Below are 21999 nucleotides of genomic sequence, written 5' to 3' on the forward strand. Positions count from 1 at the left end.
CCGGAACGCTTCATGCTACTGTGATGTGACGGCGCTAACGACCGCGCCAGACTTCAGACCGAAAGGTGTTTCCATGGCTTCCGACACACGATTCCAGATTTCCCGCCGCGGCTTCGTCGCTTCCGGGCTCGCCGGCGCCTCGCTGATTGCGCTGCATCCCTATTCGGCCCGCGCCGCCGGCAACCAGGCGCATCTGCGCATCATGGAAACGACGGACCTGCACGTCCATGTCTTCCCCTATGATTATTACTCGGACAAGCCGCGCGACACGGTCGGCCTGTCCCGCACCGCGAGCCTGATCAACGGCATCCGTGCCGAGGCCACCAACTCGCTGCTGCTCGACAATGGCGACTTCCTGCAAGGCAACCCGATGGGCGATTATATCGCCTATGAGCGCGGCATGAAGGACGGCGACACCCACCCGGTCATCACCGCGATGAACACCGTGGGCTTCGACGCCTCCACGCTCGGCAATCACGAGTTCAACTACGGTCTCGATTTCCTCGAGAAATCGCTGGCCGGCGCTGAGTTCCCGATTGTCTCCGCCAATGTGGTCAAGGAGATGGGCGGCAGCCCCATCGCCGACACGACGATGCTGAAGCCCTACGTGATCCTCGAGCGCGAGATCGAACTGGGCGATGGCACCAAAGCCCCGATCAAGATCGGCGTCATCGGCTTTGTGCCGCCGCAGATCATGAACTGGGACCGCCGCCACCTCGAAGGCAATGTCGAGGCCCGCGACATCGTGGAAACCGCGCAGGCTTATGTGCCGCAGATGCGCGAAGAGGGAGCCGAGCTCATCCTTGCGCTGTCGCATTCCGGCATTGCCGGGGCAGATCCGGTCGACGGCATGGAAAACGCTTCCACCGCGGTCGCTGGAGTTGACGGCATCGACGCCGTGCTGACCGGCCACCATCACCTCGTCTTCCCGTCGCCCGACTATGCGGACATGCCGGGGGTCGATGTCGAGAAGGGTACGCTGCAAGGTAAACCGGCTGTCATGGGCGGGTTCTGGGGCTCCCATATGGGCCTGATCGACCTGATGCTGGAACGCGACGGCAATAGCTGGAAAGTGGTGAGCTTCACCTCCGAAGCCCGCCCGATCGCCAAGCGCAACGAGGACCGTTCCTACACGGCGCTGGCCGAGGACGACGCCGACGTGCTCGCCTCCGTGCAGACGGAGCATGACGAGACGCTGGCTTATGTGCGCCGTGCCGTCGGCAAGACCGACGCGCCGCTGCACAGCTATTTCGCGCTCGTGGCTGACGATCCGTCCGTGCAGATCGTCTCCATCGCGCAGCGTTGGTATGTCGAGCAGATGCTCGCGGGCACCGAATACGCCTCGCTGCCGCTGCTCTCCGCAGCCGCGCCCTTCAAGGCCGGTGGACGGGGTGGCCCGGAATATTACACCGATGTCGCCGTGGGCGATGTTGCGATCAAGAACGTGGCCGACCTCTATCTCTATCCGAACACCGTCCGTGCGGTGAAGGTGAACGGCGCCCAGCTCAAGGGCTGGCTCGAACGCTCCGCCGGCATGTTCAACCAGATCGAGCCCGGTTCGCAGGACGCGCTGCTGCTCAACCCCGCCTTCCCGTCCTACAATTTCGACGTGATCGACGGGGTCGAGTACCAGATCGATCTCTCCCAGCCCTCGCGCTTCGGCCCGAAAGGCGAGGAGGCAAACCCGCAGGCCAGCCGGATCGTCAACCTGACCTTCAACGGTGAGCCTGTTGCCGACGACGCCGAGTTTGTCATCGCCACCAACAATTACCGCGCCGGTGGCGGCGGCAGCTTCCCGGGCGCAAGCGCCGAGACCGTGATCCTCGAAGCCCCGGATACCAACCGCGACGTGATCGTCCGCTACATTGTCGAGCAAGGCACGATCAGCCCCTCGGCCGATGCCAACTGGTCCTTCGCGCCGATGGACGGCACCACGGTGCTCTTCGAGACCGGCCCAAGCGCGGCGGATCACATCGACGGCGTCAAGGGCGTGGCGATCGAACCGGCCGGCGACGGCGCGGACGGCTTTGCCGCCTATCGGATCACGCTCTGATAGCAGGGCCCGGATCACACGGCGCGCCGCTCCCATCGGGCGGCGCGTTTCCTTTTCGTGGACCCGCCCCGCGATCCGTCGCACACTCCCGCCAAACCAACACAGGGAGGCCCCATGCGTCGCTTCATCCTCTGGCTTCTGACTCATTCCATCGCGCTTGCCGCCGGCTTTGCGCTCGGCATCTATTTCCTGCCGATCCTGACCGCGCCGCCCTCGCCGGACGCCGAGATGCTCGCGGAACAGTCGCAGGGCGCTGCGTTCAAGGCCACGTTCACCCGTGAGTTGAGCGGCAGCGATTTCCTGCATTGGGGCGAGGGCGAGATCGCACTCTCCGACGAGCGGATCGTCCATATGGGAAAGCTCGCGCCGGGGCCGGATTACAAGCTCTACCTTGTTCAGGACTTCGTCGAGGATGAGGCCGGCTTCCTGCCGCTCAAGGCAGCGGCATTGCAGGTCGGGGATGTCAAAAGCTTCAACGGCTTTGTGGTGGACCTGCCCGAGGGGACCGACCTGACCGCATACACGACCGTGCTGATCTGGTGTGAATCTTTCGGGGAATTCATCACCTCCGCAGAGTATCGCTGACCAAGGGATTCGACCAAATGGTCAGATAATCGGCACGCTGCACCGCAGCGATTGCTCGAATCTTCCGCAAATATGCCTAAAAAATAGTCAAATTCACATATTCCGGGCGGTGCACGCTGGCTTTCCGCGCCGTCGTCTCCCACGCTTGGCACTTTAACAGCAGGCTCCCCCAAATAAAATCAACAGGAGGTACGCGCGTGTTCCACCGCACCATTACAGCCCTATCTGCCGCCATGGTCCTCACGGCCGGCATTGCGAATGCCGAATCCACGAAGGTTTCCTTCGCGCTGGACTGGAAATTCGAAGGCCCTTCGGCCGCTTATTTCGCCGCCATCGACAATGGCCATTTCGAAGCCGCCGGGCTCGAGGTCGAGGTCACCGCTGGCCAGGGTTCGCTTGACGCCATCCCGAAAGTTGCCACCGGCGCCTTCCCCGTGGGTTTCGCGGATATCAACTCGCTGGTGAAGTTCCTCGACCAGAACCCCAGTGCCCCGGTGACCGCCGTGATGATGGTCTATGACAAGCCGCCTTTTGCCATCGTTGGGCGCAAGTCTCTCGGTGTCGAAGCCCCGAAAGACCTTGAGGGCAAGGTCCTCGGTGCTCCGCCCCCCGATGGTGCCTGGGCGCAGTTCCCGGCCTTTGCGGAAGCGGCCGGAATCGATACGTCCAAGGTCACCGTCGAACCCGTTGGCTTCCCGACCCGTGAACCGATGCTGGCCGAGGGCAAGGTTGCGGCCGTGACCGGCTTCTCCTTCTCCTCCTACCTCAATCTCGCGCGGCTAGGCGTCGATGAGGCGGATATCTCGACCATCCTCATGGCCGACCATGGGCTGGAGCTTTACGGCAACGCCATCATCGTCAACATGGAATACGCGCAGGAGAATCCCGACACGATCAAGGCCTTCCTCGCCGCGGTTGCCGCGGGATGGAAAGACGTCGCCGCAGATCCCGCCTCAGGCGCCGCCGCCGTTGTCGCCCGGAACCCGGCCGCGGATGCCGCGCTCGAACAGCGTCGCCTCGAGCTGTGTCTCGAAGCCAATGTCCTGACCGACTACGTGATGGAGAACGGCTTCGGCGGTATTGACGACGCGCGCATGGACAAGGCGCTGGAGCAACTGGCCAAGAACTACGAGTTCCAGAACCCGGCCAATTCCGCGCTGTATTTCGATGCGTCCTATCTGCCGGACGGCCTCTTTTCGCTGAAATGACCCTTGCGCCCGACCTTCGGGTCGGGCGCCCCTCGGCCCCCGTGGCCTCAGGAAGATTATGCGAAGGCAGGCCATGAGTGACGCTCCCCTTATCGAAATCAAGAACGTCAGCCATACGTTCCAGACCAAGAGCGGACCGCTCCAGGTGCTCGACAAACTCGACCTCTCGGTCAGGGAGGGCGGGTTTTGCGCCGTGGTCGGTCCGTCAGGCTGTGGCAAGTCCACGCTGACACGTCTCGTCGCGGGGCTGTTGAAGCCCGATGAGGGCGAGGTCTGGCTGCATGGCGAACGGGTGAAGTCTCCGCGTTCGACCGTCGGCATGGCGTTTCAGAACCCGGTCATGCTCGAATGGCGCACGATCCTGCAGAATGTCATGCTGCCGATGGAAATCGTGCCGACGAAGACCAGCCGCAAACAGCAGGTGGATCGGGCGCGGTATCTCCTCGCCTTGGTCGGGCTGGAGGGGTTCGAAGACAAGCGGCCCTCCGAGCTGTCCGGCGGGATGCGGCAACGGGCGTCGCTCTGTCGGGCACTTGTGCATCAACCCGAAGTTCTGGTCCTTGACGAGCCGTTCGGCGCGCTCGATGCCTTTACCCGCGAGGACCTGTGGCAGACCATGCATCAGGTCAAGGAGAAGGAGCCCTTCACCGGGCTGCTCATCACTCATGACCTGCGTGAATCGATCTTCCTTGCGGACACGGTGGTCGTGCTCTCGGGCCGACCCGCGCGCGCGCAATATCTGCTGGATGTGCCAATGAACGGGCCGCGCGACCTTGAACATCTCTACACCCACGAGGCCGCCGAGATGCTGACCACCCTGCGCCACCAGATCGAAATCGCTCAGGGCCGCGCGCCCGTGGGCAGCCCCGCGGAGCCCGCCTGATGCCCATGAACTCCGGACTCCTCCACAAGGTCCTCATCCCGATCGCCGCCATCATCGTCTTCCTGATCCTCTGGGAGGCGCTGGTCTGGTTCATGGGCTGGCCGAATTACAAGATGGCCTCCCCCTCCGATATCTGGCCAGCCTATGTGAAATATGCCGATCTCTTCCTGCTCAATTCCTGGCAGACCCTCTGGCGCACCGTGGCCGGGCTCGGACTGGCCATCGTCTTCGGAACTGCGGTCGGCATGATCATGGGGTTCTCGAAGATCGCGCGCGAGGCGCTCTATCCGCTGCTTGTCGGCTTCAACGCCGTCCCAAAGGCGACCATCGTTCCCATCGTCGCGCTGATGTTCGTCGGCGCGCATGACTTCAACACGGTGCTGATCGCCTTCATGATCTCCTTCTTCCCCATCGCCGTCTCGGTTTCCATTGGGCTCAGCACGCTGGAGCCAGAATATCGCGACATCCTGGCCGCCCTCGGCGCGTCCAAGGTCACGATCTTCTGGAAGATCGCGCTGCCCAAGACGCTGCCCGAATTCTTCGGCGCGCTGAAGGTCGCGGTGACGCTGGCCTTTATCGGCACCAACCTGATGGAGATCGTCTCGCCGCATGGGCGAGGTCTGGGGGCGCTGTTCGATTCCGGCAAGACCAATTCCGATTACCCGCTGATGTTCGCGGTGCTGATCGCCCTCGCGGCTCTCGGCATTGTGCTCTATTACGTGGTCATCGCATTGGAAAAGGCGCTGGCCGGCTGGGCGGTGCGCGACTGAGGAGCGACGTATGGGTCAGCCCCCGCTGATCGTTTTTACCGATCTCGACGGCACTTTGCTGGACCACGAGACATATTCTTTCGAGCCGGCCGCGACCGCCTTGGGGCGGCTTCGGGACCTGGACATCCCGCTGATCCTGGCTTCGTCGAAGACGGCTGCGGAGATTGTCGAGATCCAGCGCGCGATCGGCTGCGATGGCTTTCCCGCCATCGTGGAGAATGGCGCGGGCATTCTGGAACCGGTTTCGAGGGACAGCAAGGACGCGAGACCGCTCCCCGGCTACTCGGCCGACCAAGCTCAGCCCATCTGGGACGGCGCGCCCAATGGAGAGCCCTTTGCACCGGGCGCGCCACCGGAGCTTGGCCGATACCCGGAGCTCATCGCGGCGCTCAACGAGGTCTCGCCCTATCTGCGCGCCCTCTTCGAAGGGTTCTACGATCTCGGGCCGGATGGAATCGCGCAGGCCACCGGCCTCGATCCGGAGGCCGCACGTCGCGCCGCGAGGCGGCAGTTCTCCGAGCCGGGCCTCTTTTTTGGCGGTCCTGGCGAGTCGGATGAGTTCCTTGCCGCCCTTGCGAAGCTCGGTGTCCGGGCCCGGCGTGGCGGGCGTTTCCTGACCCTCTCCTTCGGTGGCACCAAGGCTGACCGGATGGACGAGATTGCCGCCCGATACGGCAACCCGCCCCGGCTCGCGCTTGGCGACGCGCCCAACGATATCGAGATGCTCGAGGCGGCCGATTACGGTGTGATCATCGCAAACGCTCACGGCACGCCCCTCCCCGACCTTCCCGGCGAAGCTGCCGGACTCATTCGCCGCACGTCGCTGCCCGGCCCGCTGGGCTGGAACTCCGCCGTGCTCGACCTGCTCTATCAGCTCAAGCTCTGAGAGGACCCGCCCATGGCCGATTTCCACCAGAACGGCAATATCGCCACGATGCACAACCTTCGTACCCGCACGACGGAAGACCTGACCCACGAGTTGGTCACCATCGCCGGCTCTCGAAAAATCTCGCTCATCCTGCCTTCGCTCTATTCGGAGCTTGAAGGACCGGCGCTGGAGAACATCCTCAAGGAGCTGTCCGGCGCGCCTTATCTGCACCGGATCATCATCGGGCTGGACCGGGCCAACGAGGAACAGTTCCGCCATGCGCGGAAATTCTTCTCGGTGCTGCCGCAGAACCATGCCGTGATCTGGAATGACAGCCCGCGCATGCTCGCCGTCCAGGACCGGCTGCGCGCGATGGATCTCGCGCCGCGCGAACCCGGCAAGGGCAAGAATGTCTGGTCCTGCATCGGCTACCTGCTGGCCTGTCAGGACAGCTCGGTTGTCGCCATCCATGATTGCGACATCACCACCTATAACCGGGACATGCTGGCCCGCCTTGTCTACCCGGTCACCAACCCCGCCTTCCCTTACCAGATGGCCAAGGGGTTCTATCCGCGCACCGATGGCAGCAGGCTGAACGGGCGGGTATCACGGCTGCTGGTCTCGCCACTGCTGATCGCGCTCAAGCGAACTGTCGGCGACCGCGACTACCTCGATTTCCTGCGCAGCTTCCGCTACCCGCTCTCGGGCGAATTCGCCATGCGGGTCTCCACTTTGGCCGACCTGCGGATTCCGTCGGATTGGGGGCTGGAGATCGGGGTGCTCTCCGAAGGCTGGCGCAACCTCGCGCCGAAATCGGTCTGCCAGGTCGAGATTGCCGACACCTATGACCACAAGCACCAGCCGCTCTCCGAAGAGGACGCCAATGCCGGGCTGTCGCGGATGTCTGTCGATATCTGCAAGGCGCTCTATCGCAAGCTCGCCACGGATGGGACGGTCTTCTCCGAAGAGGTCTTCCGGACCTTGAAGGCCACGTATTACCGCTCCGCGCTCGACCTGCTGGAGTGTTACTACAATGACGCGAAGATGAACGGACTCTCGATCGACCGACATCAGGAAGAGGCCGCCATCGAGCTATTCGCTCGCAATGTCGTGCTGGCGGGGCAGATCTTCCTCGACAACCCGGCCGAGCCGCCCTCGATTCCGACCTGGAACCGGGTTCATTCGGCCGATCCCTCGCTGATGGGAGACATGCTGAAAGCGGTCGAGCAGGACGCGGCGGAATACGTCTGAGCAGTTCAATCGACAGGACGGGGGCCGTGCGTCTCAGCGCGCAGTCCCCTTGTCCGGTATCAGCTCAATTCGTCCTGTGTTCGCATCACACCCGGTGATACGGCGCGCCCGCCAGGATCGACACGGCCCGATAGACCTGTTCCGACAGCATCACGCGGACCAGCATATGCGGCCAGACCATCTTGCCGAAAGAGAGCTTGAAATCCGCTCGGGCGACCAGGTCTTGGTCCAACCCGTCCGCCCCACCAATGAGAAAGGCGAGATCCTGGGAACCCGTGTCACGCCAGCCTGCGATCCTGTTTGCGAAATCGGGAGAGGAGAGCAGCTTGCCGCGTTCGTCCAGTGCAACCACTGTCGCGCCCTTCGGCAGCGCCTTCTCGAGCAGCGCCGCCTCGCCGGATTTCGAGCCGCCCTTGCGTTCATCAATCTCGATCACCGAGACCGATGAGATGCCAAGAGGGCGCCCGGTCCGTTCCGCCCGCCGGCGGTAATCGCCGATCAGGTCGGCTTCGGGCCCCGACCTGAGACGGCCGACGGCCACGATATGCAGGCGCATCAGGCTTTCGCGTCCGCCTTGCCGTGGGTCAGCCACATCTTCTCGAGCTGATAAAACTCGCGCACCTCGGGCCGGAAGACATGGACGATCACATCGCCCGAGTCGATCAGAACCCAGTCGCCGGCATCCTTGCCTTCGATCTTCGAAGAGATGCCAAAATCGGCTTTCACGCGCTCCACGAGCTTCTCGGAGATCGAGGCGACCTGACGCGAGGAACGGCCCGAGCAGACGACCATATGGTCCGCCATCTCGGATTTGCCGCGCAGGTCGATCGTGACCACGTCCTCGGCCTTGTCTTCATCGAGAGAGGAAAGGATGCGATTCAGCAGCGCAGCTTCCGGCGCCGATTCGAATTCGCCTGGCATCATGGATGCCTCTTCTGCCGCCGTTTGCGTGGCGGCCTCCGCATGGTGAGACAGGACATTGCCCTCCAGATTGCGCGCCGTCAGAGCCCCGACGCTGGACATGTCTTCACGATAGCACTGAGACCGTGACGCCTCAACGACAGTGCCGATTCTCTGGGCAGATGTGCCGGAAACGTCGCGATTGGCTTCGAAATCGCGCATTTCAGCGGATTTCCAGAGCAGAATAGACCTGATCAAAGCCAGCTTGGTCCGTCGGTACGTGCTGGACAGCGCCAGCCTCGAAGGCAACGACCGCCAGCAGGAGGGCGGAGATCAGAGCAATATGGACGTTTCGATAGACCCGACACATCGGAGGCCTCACAAATCTTGCAATTTCGGAAAGACAGAGGAGCATAAAAGCGCTCGGGCACGGGAAATCAAGCCCTGCGGCATTCTGTCTGCACACGACTGTGCCTTGCTTGCACGGTCTCGCTGCGGTATCGGAGCGGCCATGGCCAAGAATTTCGACATGGACGACCACGCACGCCTGCCATGGCGCTTCCACGGTCTGACCCGCCGCGTGACAAGCCACCTTTGAGGCGCGCCCGGCGCCCGCGTTTCGCGCGGCGCCCCTTCGCATGTCGATTTCACATACCCGAACCGGGAGAGACCCCCACATGACTGGCAAGACGCTTTACGACAAGATCTGGGACGCCCATGTCGCCCATGAAGCCGAGGACGGCACCTGCCTTCTGTATATCGACCGACACCTCGTCCATGAGGTGACCAGCCCGCAGGCCTTCGAGGGGCTGCGCATGACTGACCGTAAGGTGCGCGCACCGGAGAAGACCATCGCCGTTCCGGATCACAACGTGCCGACAACGGCAGGCCGGGAAGATCCGTCCAACATGACCGAGGATAGCCGCATCCAGGTCGCGGCGCTGGACACCAATGCCAAGGAATTCGGCATCCACTATTACCCGGTGGATGATATCCGTCAGGGTATCGTGCATATCGTCGGCCCCGAACAGGGCTGGACGCTGCCGGGCATGACCGTCGTCTGCGGCGACAGCCACACCGCGACCCACGGTGCTTTCGGCGCACTGGCCCATGGCATCGGCACGTCGGAGGTCGAGCATGTGCTCGCCACCCAGACGTTGATCCAGAAGAAGTCCAAGAACATGAAGGTCGAGATTACCGGCAAGCTCAAGCCCGGTGTGACCGCCAAGGACATCACGCTTGCGGTGATTGGCGAGACCGGCACCGCCGGCGGCACCGGCTACGTGATCGAGTATTGCGGCGAAGCCATCCGCGACCTTTCGATGGAAGGCCGCATGACGGTCTGCAACATGGCCATCGAGGGTGGCGCCCGCGCCGGCCTGATCGCGCCGGACGAAAAGACCTTCGACTATGTCATGGGCCGTCCGCATGCTCCGAAGGGGGCGCAGTGGGAAGCCGCGCTGACCTGGTGGAAGACGCTTTTCACCGATGAAGACGCCGAGTTCGACAAGGTCGTGACCCTCAAGGGCGAAGATATCGCACCGGTCGTCACCTGGGGCACCTCGCCCGAGGATGTGCTGCCGATCACCTCGAACGTTCCCTCCCCCGAGGATTTCGAAGGTGGCAAGATCGATGCCGCGCGCCGCTCACTGGACTATATGGGCCTTGAGCCGGGTACGCCGCTCTCCGACGTGTCGATCGATGCCGTCTTCATCGGTTCCTGCACCAATGGCCGGATCGAGGACCTGCGCGCCGCGGCCGAGATCGTGAAAGGCAAGAAGATCGCCGAGGGCGTCCGTGGCATGGTCGTGCCGGGCTCCGGTCTCGTGCGGGCCCAGGCAGAGGAAGAGGGGCTCTCCGAGATTTTCGAAGCCGCCGGCTTCGAGTGGCGACTCGCGGGCTGCTCCATGTGCCTTGCCATGAACCCCGACCAGCTCGCCCCGCAGGAGCGCTGTGCCTCGACCTCCAACCGGAACTTCGAGGGACGCCAGGGCTTCAAGGGCCGTACCCATCTGATGAGCCCCGCCATGGCTGCCGCCGCAGCCATCAGCGGAAAGCTGACAGATGTCCGGGAAGTGATGTAAGGTCGCTGTATCGGGCATGCTGGACTGGGCAGGGATACGTGTGATGAGTGAATGGGCCAGGTGGCTGGTCGCCGGACTGCTCTCGGGTGCGCTCGGGCTTCTTGCCCTGGCCAATGCAGTGGCGGTCTCCATCGCCATCGTCTGGGTCACCGGAACGATGCTGCTCTTGGCCGGCACCGCGCAAGCCGTGGTCGGCTTCTCCGATAGCGGGGTCTGGAACAAGATTCTCTCGGTGGGGCTGGGTGTGCTGATCGCCTTGCTGGGCTGGTCTTTCATGCGCAACCCTCTGGAGGGGACAATGTCGCTCACTGCCGTGATCACGCTGGTGATCGCGGTTGCCGGCGTGCTGCGACTCTTCTGGTCCTTCCGGATGCGCGAGACGGGCTACTACTGGATGATGCTGGCAACCGGGTCGCTCTCGATCCTGCTGGCGGCGTTCATCTTCGCCAACTTCCTGCAGGCCAGTGAGAAGCTGCTTGGTATCCTGCTTGGCGTCGAACTGCTCCTGAACGGTGCGGCGCTCTCCCTGCTCGCCCTCTTCCTGCGTGCCAATAGCGACGAATTCTGAGATGAAATTCGCGGCCCCCGCCGGGCCGCGTCCACATGATCCGAGCCACCGGGCGGCCCCGTCCCCCGGCAGAGCCAGAAGGAAACAGACATGGACAAGTTCACCACCCTGACGGGCATCGCGGCGCCGATGCCGCTGATCAATGTCGACACCGACATGATCATCCCCAAGCAGTTCCTCAAGACGATCAAACGCTCCGGGCTGGGCGTCAATCTCTTCGACGAGATGCGCTACGATTCCGATGGCAACGAGGTCGAGGATTTCGTCCTCAACAAGCCGGCCTATCGCGATGCGCAGATCCTCGTGTCCGGCGACAATTTCGGCTGCGGGTCCTCGCGCGAGCACGCACCCTGGGCGATCAAGGATTTCGGCATCTCCTGCGTCATCGCACCGAGCTTTGCCGACATTTTCTACAATAACTGCTTCAAGAACGGCATCCTTCCGATCGCGCTGCCGCAGGAAGAGGTCGACAAGCTGATGGACGATGCCGAGCGCGGCTCCAACGCCATCATCACGGTCGATCTCGAGAGCCAGACCATCACCGGTCCCGATGGTGGCACGATCTCCTTCGAGGTCGACGCGTTCAAGAAGCACTGCCTGCTGAACGGGCTCGACGATATCGGTCTGACGCTGGAAAAAGTCACCGCCATCGATACGTTCGAAGAAGTGGCAGCCCAGGCGCGTCCCTGGGTCTGACGGCGTCACCGTTCTGGGTGTAGGCCGATCAGCGTGGGTCGGCAGAACAGCGAAGAACCGGCCTCGGGCCGGTTCCTCGCCATGGCGCGCTTTCCTGACCGGCAAGTTCTCCCCGGCGTTGCTTCCGCCGGGTGGGGTCGCCCTTCATGAAAGGGAGGCGGTCCGGAAACATTGGACAGTCAACCAAGCGTATCCCAAGCCTCACATGCACCCGAACAAGATCGCCGCGTGAAATCGTCAATTCACCAAAAAACGCCCCGGAACTCGCCAACCGCACCCGCGGCATCCGGTCTAGCCGCATTTGTCGAGGAAGATGCGCATCGACCGACCCGACCCGGTTTGGTGTGCTGACGCCATCTTCGTGCCGGTCGGGAATGGGGTCTTGTATCCGGTGGTCATCATCGGATTGGGCCATGCGCGCGATCAAGCGCTGAATGGCATTGTGAAATACACGCCCGCCACGCCGCGCTTGATCGGCAGATGCCGGACGACGCATATTGGGCAGGCTTGAAACAAAGGCACGCAGCATGAATCCGAATCCCGATAGATCCTGGAAAGGCTGCGCCCCCGGTAGACACGCCGGGACCGCTTCAGGCGACCATCACGAGACTGCAGGAATTCCCACTCAAGGATCCCAGGACATGACCTTTTTTCGACTTCTTCTCGTCACCGCCCTTTCGACGACCGCAAGTCTTGCCGCGGCACAGGACGCGATCAACTCGGAAGGGCTGTCCGGACCATCCGGTCGCCCCTATTCGCCCTATGCGGACAGGTCCTATCCCACGCAGGTCTATTTCGGCGACACCCATGTTCACACCGGCCTGTCCGGGGATGCCGGCGGCGGCGGAACGCGTCTCATGCCACGCGACGCCTATCGGTTCGCCCGGGGCGACCAGGTGACCTCCAATACCGGTCAGCCGGTGAAGCTGTCGCGGCCGCTCGATTTCTTCATGATCACCGACCATTCCGATGCGATGGGGGCCATCACTGACATAATCGGGGGCGCTCCGAACATCATGGCGGACGAGCAGGGGCGGTATTTCAACGAGAAGTTCAACGCGGGCGGCGAGACCGCGATGCGGGCGGCGCAGGAGCTTGTGGCGGCCTTCGCGCAAGGCGAGGTCTCCCCGGCGCTGAACTACCAACCCGGCAATCCCGCCTATGCCCGGGTCTGGGACGACATCATCGCCGCTTCGGAAGAGTTCAACGATCCCGGCCAGTTCACCACCTTCATCGCCTATGAGTGGACCTCGCTGGTTCAGGGCAACAACCTGCACCGCAATGTCATCTTCCGCGACGGACCGGAGCGTGCGGGACAGATCGTGCCCTATACGACGACACCGCCGATAGGCTCGCCCAACCCGCGAGACCTCTGGGCCTGGATGGAGAATTACGAGGCGCAGACAGGCGGCAACGTGCTGGCCATCCCGCATAACGGCAACCTGTCGAATGGCTGGATGTTCTCGCTGAAGGATGATTTCGCCGAAGGCGCCCCGCTCGACGCCGCCTATGCCGAAGCGCGGCAGAAATGGGAGCCGCTCTACGAGGCGACCCAGATCAAGGGCGACGGGGAGGCGCATCCGATGCTCTCGCCCGATGATGCGTTTGCTGATTTCGAGACCTGGGATTACGGCAATCTCGATGCGTCGGAAGCAAAGACCCCCGAGATGCTGCCCGGGGAATATGTGCGCTCCGGCCTGGCGCGCGGGCTTGCGGTGCAGGCGGAGCTGGGCGCGAACCCGTTCAAGTTCGGCCTTGTTGGCGCGTCGGATACGCATACAGGCCTCACAGCACCGGACAATGACAATTTCTACGGAAAGTTCACCGCCTATGAGCCAAGCCCGCACCGGGCCGAACACGTCTCGAAGACCCATGCCGACGGCTCGGTGGCGCTCATGTCGCACCAATACATCACCGGCGGGCTGACAGCGGTCTGGGCCGGGCAGAACAGCCGTGGAGCGATCTGGGACGGCATGAAACGCCGGGAAACCTATGCCACCACCGGCCCGCGCATGCGGGTGCGGTTCTTCGGCGGTCATTCCTTCGAGCCGGCCGATGCCCTGCGTCGCGACCTGGCGCTTGTCGGCTACAGCAAGGGCGTCCCGATGGGCGCCGACCTGCCTGCCGGGGATGGGCCGCCCTCCTTCCTTGTCTACGCCCTGCGCGATCCGATGGGTGCGAATCTCGACCGCATCCAGATCGTGAAGGGCTGGCTCGACGAGTCGGCGACACAGCACGAAAAGGTCTATGATGTCGCCTGGTCGGACGACCGGGTGCCCGGCGCGGACGGCACGGTACCGCCGGTCGGCATCACGGTGGATCTGTCGATCCCGGCCTGGACCAACACCATCGGCGCTTCCGAACTCGGCACGGTCTGGCAGGATCCGGACTGGGACCCGGTGCAAAGCGCATTTTACTATGCCCGCGTCATCGAGATCCCGACCCCGCGCTGGACAGCCTATGATGCTGTGCGGTTTGGTATCGAGATGCCGTCCGACGCCAGTATGATCACCCAGGAACGGGCGTACAGCTCGCCGATCTGGTACACACCCGACACAGGAGCGAAGTGATGTTGAAGCGTCTTCTTTCGGCGACCGCGCTATTGGGCGCTGCGAACCTTGCCGCCGCCGATCCCAACCCGCTGCGCGACGCCTATTTCGGCGAGACGCATCTGCACACGGCCTTTTCGCTCGACGCGTATATCGGCGGCACCCGGCTGATGCCGGCGGACAGCCTCGCCTACGCTCGCGGCGAGCCGGTGACCCTCCCCGATGGCACCACCGCCCAGCACACGCGCCCGCTCGATTTCGCCGCCGTGACCGATCACGCGGAATATATGGGCGAGATGTACTCGACCATGTTCGAAGACGCGCCCGGGCATGACAACGCGGATCTCGTGGCGCTGCGTGGGCTGGAGAGCCTCGAGGATCGGCAGCAATGGTTCATCAAGTATGTCGTCTCCTCGAACCGCTCCGCCACGCCGCAGCATCCGCCCTTCTTCGCGGGTCCGGCAACGGCCAAATCGGCTTGGCAGGTGATCGTGGATGCCGCCGAAGAGGCCAATGATCCCGGCACCTTCACTGCGCTGATCGGCTTCGAGTGGTCTGCCGCGCCCAACGGCGCCAATCTGCACCGCAATGTGCTCTTCCGCGACAGCAACGTGCCCGCCAGCGTGCCGAGCTATATCGACATCAACGCGGAGGAGAACCTCTGGGCCTGGATGAAGGACCAGGAGACCGAGGGGCGCCGGCTGCTCGCCATTCCGCATAATTCCAACGCGTCCAAGGGGCGGATGTTCCCCGACACGGATAGTTTCGGCGAGGCGATGGATCTCGACTATGCCCGCACGCGGCAAGCCTATGAGCCGCTGATCGAGATGATGCAGGTGAAGGGCAATTCCGAGGTGCATCGCAAGTTCTGGTCCGCAGACGAGTTCGCCGGATTCGAGAACGCGGATTCGATCCAGAAGAATTCGGGGCGTGTCTTTCGCCAGCGGGATTTTGTGCGCGGCGGGCTGATCGACGGCCTCGGCTATGAATTTGCGCTCGGCGTGAACCCGTTCAAATACGGCTTCATCGGCGGCACCGACAACCATAACGGGATGATGTCGGCCGTGGCCGAGGACAGTTTCATCGGCGCGCATGGGCCCGAGGATGGCAGCGTCGAACGCCGCCGGAGCGGCAGCGTGGCCGGCTGGATCGACGGGCAGGACCTCTCCATCGGCTCACTCGCGGGGGTCTGGGCGACGCAGAACACCCGCGGCGCGATCTGGGACGCGATGAAGCGGCGCGAGACCTTCGCGACCTCAGGGCCGCGCATCAAGGTTCGCATGTTCGGGGGCGTGGGGTTCTCGGAGCCGACGGACCCTGTGGCGATGGCCGAGGAAGGCTACCTGCTGGGCACCCATATGGGCGGTAACCTGCCGCCGCTCGGTGCCGCGCCGAGCTTCACGGTCCATGCCGAGAAGGACCCGATGGGCGCCAATCTCGACCGCATCCAGATCATCAAGGGTTGGGTCGACGAATACGGCGATGCCAACGAGAAGATCATCGACGTGGTCTGGTCCGGGAGCCGCGAGATCGACCCGGCCACCGGCAAGCTGCCCCCCGTGGGCAACACGGTGGACCTTGAGACGGCGATGTTCACCAACGAGATCGGCGCGCCCGTCCTGATGGGGCGCTGGACCGACGCGGAATATGACCCGCAGGCGATCGCCTTCTACTACGCCCGCGCGATCGAGATCCCGACCCCGCGCTGGACCACCTACGACGCCGTTCGCAACGGCCTGCCGCTTCTGGAAGACGTCCCGGCGGTGATCCAGGAGCGCGCCTGGGGCTCGCCGATCTTCTACTCGCCGACGAACTGATCCACGTCAGGTTCGGTTCGGGCCTGTTGGGGCGAGCCCTCCGTGTCCGCGATCATGGTGTCTGGGGCAGGGGGGCGGTCGGTGCCGCTCTGCCCCCCAAAGTTCAGCCCTGCTGATCGGGGAGCAGCAATTCGGCGAGCGTGAGGGCCATCACCTTGGCGCTGTCGACCATGTCCTGCACACCCACCCATTCGTCCGGCTGATGCGCGAGATCGAGGATGCCCGGCCCATAGGCGATGCAGTTCTTCAGCCTGCCAATACGGTCGATATGTTTCTGGTCATAGGTGCCGGGGCTGACAACATAGTCGGGCTGCCGGGACAGGACTTTCTCGATCGCATTCGCCACCGAACGGACCACCGGGGCCCCCTCGGGGGTCATGGTCGGCTGGACTTCGAAGAGGTCGCGGATCTCGTATTCGAAGCTCGGGCGCGCGGATTTGACCTTTTCCAGCATCGCCGAAACCTCGGCCTTCACCTCGGAGATCTCCTCCTCGATCAGAAAGCGGCGGTCGATGGTGATGCGGCAGCGGTCGGGGACACAGGGTGCTGGCAGGCCGGTGTAATCCGCGTCCTGGACGGGCTCGCCGCCATGGATCGCGTTGATGTTGAGAGTGGATTGCTTCGCCCCTTCCGGCACGACCGGCATCTCTGTCCGCTTGGAGGCCAGCAGCGGGAAGAGCGTTTCCTCCATCTCGGCCAGGACCGCTCCCATGTGGCGCACGGCGCAATCGCCGAGGAAGGGCATGGAGCCATGGGCGATTCGGCCCTTCGTCTCGATCTCCGCCCACCAGACGCCGCGATGGCCGAGGCAGATCCGATCCTTGTTGAGCGGCTCGGGGATGATGACATGCTGCACCCGGGACGGATCGAACCAGCCCTCCTGAGCGAGGTAGGCCACGCCGCCGAATCCGCCCGATTCCTCGTCCGCAGTGGCCGAGATCTCCACGGCGCCGGCGAAATCGGGGCAGGCATGGATGAAGGCCTCGGCGGCGATGATCGAAGTGGCCAGCCCGCCCTTCATATCGCAGGCGCCGCGGCCATAGATGCGGCCCTCGTGCAGCTCGGCCCCGAACGGATCGAAGCTCCAGCCATTGCCGACCTCGACCACGTCGTGATGGGAGTTGAAATGCACGGTCTCGCCGCTGATCCGCCCTTCGCGACGGGCGACGATGTTCCAGCGTGGATAGCGATCGCTATCGGCCAGCGCACCCTCGGCCCGGACCAGCTCGACCTGGAACCCCTGTTCCGAGAAGCGGCCATCAAGATAGTCGCAGATCTCACGATAGTTGCGTCCCGGCGGGTTGAGCGTCGGGATGCGGATGAGGTCCTGTGTCAGCGAAATGAGCTCGTCGCGCCGGGCCTCGATGGCGGCAGCGAGCCTTGTGTCGATATCCTTGGCCATGGCGGCACGCTAGGCCCGAGCCGACGGACAGGCAATGGGGGGCGCCCGCGACAGGATGGCTCGCGTGTCGCAGTTTGGCGTCGCGTCTCCCGCCCGGGCAGGCTATCACTGGCGCAAACCCGTCTCGCCCATTCCGGAGCCACTGATGGCCGCGCTTGCCCGATTGCTGTTGATCCTCTTCGCCCTGCTGAGCGTTGTCTACGTGTCGCTGTCGCTCTATTCGCGCAGCGTTCGCCGCGACAAGCTCGAAGCGGAATGGGATGAGCTTCAGGAGGATGATCCGGAGGCTGTCGCCCGCGCCGGGTTGGAAGACGACAATGATTCGCTCTTCGACCGGCTGCGGCACCGCGCCGGACGCAACCCGGACCGGGAGGAGTTCGTCGAGGCGGGCCTTGACGAATACGATCAGTCGCTGCGCCGCAAGCTGATCCTGGGCGTGTATGTCGTGCCGATCCTGCTGATCGGCACCATCATCTATTTCACCAATTACAACTGAGGAGACGACCTCATGTGGTTCTATGTCCGCTGGAGCTTCTGGCTTGCCCTGCTGGCCGTGATCGCGGGTTTCCTGCACTACACCTTGCCGCGCAACGACGTGGTGCGGATTGTCAGTGCCGATATCCGCAGGATTGACCCGGGCGACAATGCACTGTTCTGGGCCGATGCCGATACTGGCGAAGCCACCGGCATTGCCAGCCGGGATGTCCATTTCATCAGCGCCAAGCGTCCCAATGACAGCGAGATGGAATATCGCAACGAGGATACGGGCTGGGGCTGGCCGCCCTATTTCAAGTTCAACACCTCGAGCCTGCACACCCAAGCCTCGGATCTCCTCTCGACCCGGGACAATCCGCAATGGGTGGCGATCAAGAAATACGGTTGGCGGAGCCAGTACCTGTCGATCTATCCCAACGCGATCTCCGTGAAGCCGGTGGACGGACCGGATGTGCGGATCACCCCGTGGATCTCGCTCTCGATTCTCTTCGCACTCGGTTGCACATGGCTTGCGATCTATTCGCGCTGGCGCAAGTTCTGGGCCAAGCGCCGGGATCCCGAGCTGGATTGATCGCCACAGGCGGGACGGTGAACGCACTGAACCTGTCCGGAAAGGATGATCTTTCCTGCGGACCGGGCGGTGCGGCGCCAGTTTGCTCTCCGGCGGGAGTACGGCCCACGGCTTCAGCCGGTCCTGAAATCCCGTACATGATCGGGCAGCCCGACCCCATCGAGGTTTCGCGGATCGGGTTCGGGCGGCAGGAACTCGGTCCGAGTAGGGACCACGCCGGCCCAGATCGGCAGGGCATAATCTTCCTCGTCGTCGATCGGCGGACCGGAGCGGACCTTCGCTGCCCCCTCGTCGATCTCCATGCCGAAGACCGCCGTTGCCTTCAGTTCCTGATCCGTCATCGGCCGGAGCATGTCCCAGCGGCCGGGGAAGAACCCATCGACCATCGTCTTGAGCCGGTCTGTCTTCGCCTCCGGGCCTTCGACCCTGAAGGCCGTTCCGAAGAGCATGGCGGAGCGAAAGTTCACCGAATGATGCATCGCCGAACGGCCGAGCACCCAGCCATCCAGGCAGGTCACCGTGAGGCAGACCTCCTGCCCAAGTGACTTCTTGAGCATCCGGCTGGCCGAAGATCCGTGCCAGTAGACATGGCTGCCTTCGCGCCATTGCAGGGTTGGCGTGGCGAAGGGCTTGCCGTCGATCACGTATCCGATGGTGCAGACCGGGTTGGCATCGAGCATCGCATAGAGCGAGGCGGGGTCATAGGACCCGCGCTGGTTCGTGCGGCGCAGGCGAGCGCGGTCGGTGGGGTGGGGGGCGTGATCCTCTGGCATCGTCTTCATTCCTGGAAAAGGTCGTCTTCCGGTTCTGAATAGGCGCTTGCATGGACTGATGAAATGTCCACATTTGGAGAAATGAACAAGTCCAATTCTGACTCCTCATGGCTCGCGATAACACTGGATCGACGTGTATCGCAGCCATTGCAGGCGCAGCTTGCGGAGGGCATCCGGCGGCTTGTCCGCGAGGGGCGGCTCGGCTCTGGTGACAGGCTGCCGGCCAGTCGGCTGCTGGCGGGTGAGCTGTCGGTCTCGCGGCTGACGGTGGTCACCGCCTACGACCAGCTTGTCAGCGAAGGCTATCTCGTCGGGCGGCGCGGCGCGGGGATGTTCATCGCGCCGGAGTTGTCTGCCCTGCCGCAGCCGCCATTGGCCCCGGAGGAGACACAGCCGTTGCCGCGACCAGAGCCGCTCCGCGCGTTTGACAGTGCGGCTCCGGATGTAACGGGCTTTCCGCATCGCCACTGGGCGCGGCTCTTCGACCAGGTCTGGCGCGCTCCCGAGCCCGCGCTACTTGCGCGGATCGATCCGCTGGGTTGGGCACCGCTTCGGACGGCGATCGCGCAGCATCTCCGGGACTGGCGCGGGATCCGATGTGCGCCATCTCAGATCGTGATTACCTCGGGCTTGCGGGAGGCCGTGGAGCTGGTTTCGCGAACGGCGCTGGAGCCGGGCGATTGCGTTGCCGTCGAGGAGCCGGGACATGCGCTTCTGCGGTCCGCCTTCGCGGAGACCGGGCTCACGGTCCGGCCGGTTGCGGTCGATGCGGATGGGTTTGACCCCGAGCTGCTCGGGGACGAGATCCGGGCGGTCGCGGTGACGCCGTCGCGACAGTTCCCGCTTGGCATGACCCTGCCCCTGGCGCGGCGGTTGCGACTGCTCGGCTGGGCGGCGGAGACCGGCGGCTGGGTGATCGAGGATGATTTCGACGGCGAATACCGGTATCGCGGCCAGCCGCTGCCGGCGATGATGAGCCTCGATGAGGCCGGGCGGGTGATCTATGCGGGGAGTTTTTCGAAGGTGATGTTCTCGGGGCTTCGGCTCGGGTTTCTCGCCATTCCCGCCGCTCTGGAAGGACCGACTCGACACCTGGTCACACAGCGCGGAGCACAGGCAGCGCTGGTCGCACAGCCGGTGCTGGCACGGTTCATGGAAGAGGGGCTTTTCTCCACCCATCTGCGCCGGATGCGCCGCCTCTATGCGCAACGGCAGCGGGCGATGGTCGCTGCGTTGGAACGAAGATGCGAAGGGTTGCTGGCCGTGGAAGATGTGCCTTCGGGGATGCATCTCGTGGCGGGGCTCGCGCCGGAACTGGCACGGCGGATCTCCGATGTGGAGGCGAGCGAGCGATGTGCAGCCGTGGGGCTGCGGATGCGGCCGCTTTCCGGCTTCTTTGCCGGTGCGCCGACGCGGCAAGGGCTGGTCCTTGGCTTCGCGGCTTTCAACGAGGTGGAGATCGACGAGAGTGTGGCGCGCATGGCGGCGGTGTTGCGGGGCTGAAGCGGAGCGCGTCCGGTCTTCCCGGGCGGAAACCCATCGCAGGGGCACGACCGCGCCGCGCAGCGGCGCCTTCGCCGCTCGAACTCTGTTCGGCGGCAAGCCTCGCTGACCGAATGCACGGCATCTGGCCCATTTCGTCCAGATCGGTCGGATTGCCTACCAAGTGTCGGGGCGTGCTCCCACGCGCCCCTCCCGGATCGTGCGACCGCGGCGCAGCCATCCGGCGTGGACCGTCTCGCTGGCGTCTTCTTCGTCGATCCTAGCGCCAGCCGTCACCGATCAGTTGTGCCAGCGCTGCGCTGGCTTCAGTCTCCCACTGCGTCCGCAACGCGCCATTTGAACGCTTGCGGAGCCCGAAGGCGGCAAGGCTGTCCGCGCGCGACGAGCTTTCCGCGCCGAAACTTGCCGCCACGCGCGGCCACCAATAGGCGGCCGACCTGCGCAGCATTTCGAGATTGGCGAGATCCGCCGCCAGCGCTTCCATTCCCTCGCGGGCAAGCTCCGCGTGGCGTGCCTCCCTGGGGGCGATGGCGCGAAAGGCTTCGGCCAATGGTTGGTAGGAGATCTTCTGGTACTCGGAAAGCTGGACACCCACCGCCAGACCCATCAACAGGTTCATCACCACCGCGTCGGCCCACCCCTGAAGCGGGTAGTGAAAAACAGCGAGCCGCATGTCCTGCCCGGTGCGGGTGGCTCCGATATCCGACTCACGAGACAGGCGGGCGGTCCAGGGATGGTGATTGGCGTATCGCGCGGTATCGGCGCCAAAATCACCCATGATTTTCAGGACACGTTCGGCATGGTCGAGCTTCTCCAGCACGATCCGGGACGCGGCGATGCGTTCCGTGATACCAGGCCCTTCATTGATGATATCCGCGAAGCCCGCCGCCCCGGCCAACTCGCTGTCAACGAAGCTTGCCATCAGCCGCATCAGCTCGGCGCGGTAGCGCGGCGGCGCATTGCCGGGCGAGGTCAGCACACCGCCCTGGGCGAGGTAGCTCTCGATGCTCATCTCGGTCATGT

Annotated in this window: 20 protein-coding genes; 15 read left to right on the forward strand and 5 right to left on the reverse strand. The window is 63.8% G+C overall.

Going from position 1 to position 21999, the window contains the following annotated elements:
- Window positions 1-73 precede the first annotated feature (73 nt).
- The 7 genes from R3X27_RS18245 (at window position 74) to R3X27_RS18275 (ending at window position 7618) form a co-directional block, all read left to right on the forward strand.
- Window positions 74-2053, forward strand: coding sequence for a bifunctional 2',3'-cyclic-nucleotide 2'-phosphodiesterase/3'-nucleotidase (locus R3X27_RS18245; RefSeq protein ID WP_317710313.1), 1980 nt, complete (start codon window positions 74-76; stop codon window positions 2051-2053).
- Between the two features lie 114 nt (window positions 2054-2167).
- Window positions 2168-2638, forward strand: a complete 471-nt coding sequence (locus R3X27_RS18250) for a DM13 domain-containing protein (protein ID WP_317710314.1) — start codon at window positions 2168-2170, stop codon at window positions 2636-2638.
- Between the two features lie 197 nt (window positions 2639-2835).
- Window positions 2836-3846 (forward strand): ABC transporter substrate-binding protein, encoded by a 1011-nt coding sequence (locus R3X27_RS18255; protein ID WP_317710315.1) that lies wholly within the window; start codon window positions 2836-2838, stop codon window positions 3844-3846.
- 73 nt (window positions 3847-3919) lie between these two features.
- Window positions 3920-4729 carry an ABC transporter ATP-binding protein gene (locus R3X27_RS18260; RefSeq protein ID WP_317710316.1) on the forward strand — a complete coding sequence of 270 codons (810 nt, stop codon included), beginning with the start codon at window positions 3920-3922 and terminating at the stop codon, window positions 4727-4729.
- Window positions 4729-5499, forward strand: a complete 771-nt coding sequence (locus tag R3X27_RS18265) for an ABC transporter permease (RefSeq protein WP_317710317.1) — start codon at window positions 4729-4731, stop codon at window positions 5497-5499. The genes R3X27_RS18260 and R3X27_RS18265 overlap by 1 nt, the downstream gene beginning before the upstream one ends.
- A 10-nt stretch (window positions 5500-5509) precedes the next feature.
- Window positions 5510-6385 (forward strand): HAD-IIB family hydrolase, encoded by an 876-nt coding sequence (locus R3X27_RS18270; RefSeq protein WP_317710318.1) that lies wholly within the window; start codon window positions 5510-5512, stop codon window positions 6383-6385.
- 12 nt (window positions 6386-6397) lie between these two features.
- Window positions 6398-7618, forward strand: a complete 1221-nt coding sequence (locus R3X27_RS18275; RefSeq protein WP_317710319.1) for a glycosyl transferase — start codon at window positions 6398-6400, stop codon at window positions 7616-7618.
- Between the two features lie 85 nt (window positions 7619-7703).
- Here the strand turns inward: R3X27_RS18275 and rlmH are convergent, their stop codons facing one another.
- Both rlmH and rsfS read right to left on the reverse strand, forming a co-directional pair.
- Window positions 7704-8174 carry a 23S rRNA (pseudouridine(1915)-N(3))-methyltransferase RlmH gene (gene rlmH, locus R3X27_RS18280; RefSeq protein ID WP_317710320.1) on the reverse strand — a complete coding sequence of 157 codons (471 nt, stop codon included), beginning with the start codon at window positions 8172-8174 and terminating at the stop codon, window positions 7704-7706.
- A complete protein-coding gene (gene rsfS, locus R3X27_RS18285) occupies window positions 8174-8539 on the reverse strand; it encodes a ribosome silencing factor (RefSeq protein ID WP_317710350.1) in 366 nt (121 codons plus the stop codon). The genes rlmH and rsfS overlap by 1 nt, the downstream gene beginning before the upstream one ends.
- 656 nt (window positions 8540-9195) lie before the next feature.
- Here rsfS and leuC point away from each other — a divergent pair.
- The 5 genes from leuC (at window position 9196) to R3X27_RS18310 (ending at window position 16232) form a co-directional block, all read left to right on the forward strand.
- The gene (gene leuC, locus R3X27_RS18290) at window positions 9196-10602 is read left to right on the forward strand and encodes a 3-isopropylmalate dehydratase large subunit (RefSeq protein ID WP_317710321.1); all 1407 of its coding nucleotides are present in this window, start codon (window positions 9196-9198) and stop codon (window positions 10600-10602) included.
- Window positions 10603-10645: 43 nt separating this feature from the next.
- Window positions 10646-11170 (forward strand): HdeD family acid-resistance protein, encoded by a 525-nt coding sequence (locus R3X27_RS18295; RefSeq protein WP_317710322.1) that lies wholly within the window; start codon window positions 10646-10648, stop codon window positions 11168-11170.
- Between the two features lie 90 nt (window positions 11171-11260).
- Window positions 11261-11866: a 3-isopropylmalate dehydratase small subunit gene (gene leuD, locus R3X27_RS18300; protein WP_317710323.1), complete on the forward strand. Its 606-nt coding sequence runs from the start codon at window positions 11261-11263 to the stop codon at window positions 11864-11866.
- Between the two features lie 641 nt (window positions 11867-12507).
- Window positions 12508-14436 (forward strand): DUF3604 domain-containing protein, encoded by a 1929-nt coding sequence (locus tag R3X27_RS18305; protein ID WP_317710324.1) that lies wholly within the window; start codon window positions 12508-12510, stop codon window positions 14434-14436.
- On the forward strand, window positions 14436-16232 hold the full coding sequence (locus tag R3X27_RS18310) for a DUF3604 domain-containing protein (protein WP_317710325.1): 1797 nt from the start codon (window positions 14436-14438) through the stop codon (window positions 16230-16232). The genes R3X27_RS18305 and R3X27_RS18310 overlap by 1 nt, the downstream gene beginning before the upstream one ends.
- A gap of 103 nt (window positions 16233-16335) precedes the next feature.
- Here R3X27_RS18310 and R3X27_RS18315 read toward each other — a convergent pair whose 3' ends face one another.
- Complete coding sequence (locus R3X27_RS18315; protein WP_317710326.1) at window positions 16336-17634, reverse strand: acetylornithine deacetylase/succinyl-diaminopimelate desuccinylase family protein; 1299 nt, start codon at window positions 17632-17634, stop codon at window positions 16336-16338.
- A 64-nt stretch (window positions 17635-17698) separates the two neighbouring features.
- Here R3X27_RS18315 and R3X27_RS18320 point away from each other — a divergent pair, with 64 nt between their 5' ends.
- The gene (locus tag R3X27_RS18320; RefSeq protein WP_317710327.1) at window positions 17699-18130 is read left to right on the forward strand and encodes a hypothetical protein; all 432 of its coding nucleotides are present in this window, start codon (window positions 17699-17701) and stop codon (window positions 18128-18130) included.
- Window positions 18131-18142: 12 nt separating this feature from the next.
- Window positions 18143-18700: a DUF1523 family protein gene (locus tag R3X27_RS18325; protein ID WP_317710328.1), complete on the forward strand. Its 558-nt coding sequence runs from the start codon at window positions 18143-18145 to the stop codon at window positions 18698-18700.
- A gap of 113 nt (window positions 18701-18813) precedes the next feature.
- Here R3X27_RS18325 and R3X27_RS18330 read toward each other — a convergent pair whose 3' ends face one another.
- Window positions 18814-19473 carry a pyridoxamine 5'-phosphate oxidase family protein gene (locus tag R3X27_RS18330; protein ID WP_317710329.1) on the reverse strand — a complete coding sequence of 220 codons (660 nt, stop codon included), beginning with the start codon at window positions 19471-19473 and terminating at the stop codon, window positions 18814-18816.
- A gap of 63 nt (window positions 19474-19536) precedes the next feature.
- On the opposite strand from R3X27_RS18330, the gene R3X27_RS18335 reads away from it, so the two are divergent.
- A complete protein-coding gene (locus R3X27_RS18335) occupies window positions 19537-20976 on the forward strand; it encodes a PLP-dependent aminotransferase family protein (RefSeq protein WP_317710330.1) in 1440 nt (479 codons plus the stop codon).
- Between the two features lie 259 nt (window positions 20977-21235).
- Here the strand turns inward: R3X27_RS18335 and R3X27_RS18340 are convergent, their stop codons facing one another.
- Complete coding sequence (locus tag R3X27_RS18340; protein ID WP_317710331.1) at window positions 21236-21997, reverse strand: Phenylacetic acid catabolic protein; 762 nt, start codon at window positions 21995-21997, stop codon at window positions 21236-21238.
- Window positions 21998-21999 lie beyond the last annotated feature (2 nt).

It is taken from the genome of Tropicimonas sp. TH_r6 (assembly GCF_033101155.1).
Classification (GTDB): Bacteria; Pseudomonadota; Alphaproteobacteria; order Rhodobacterales; family Rhodobacteraceae; genus Tropicimonas.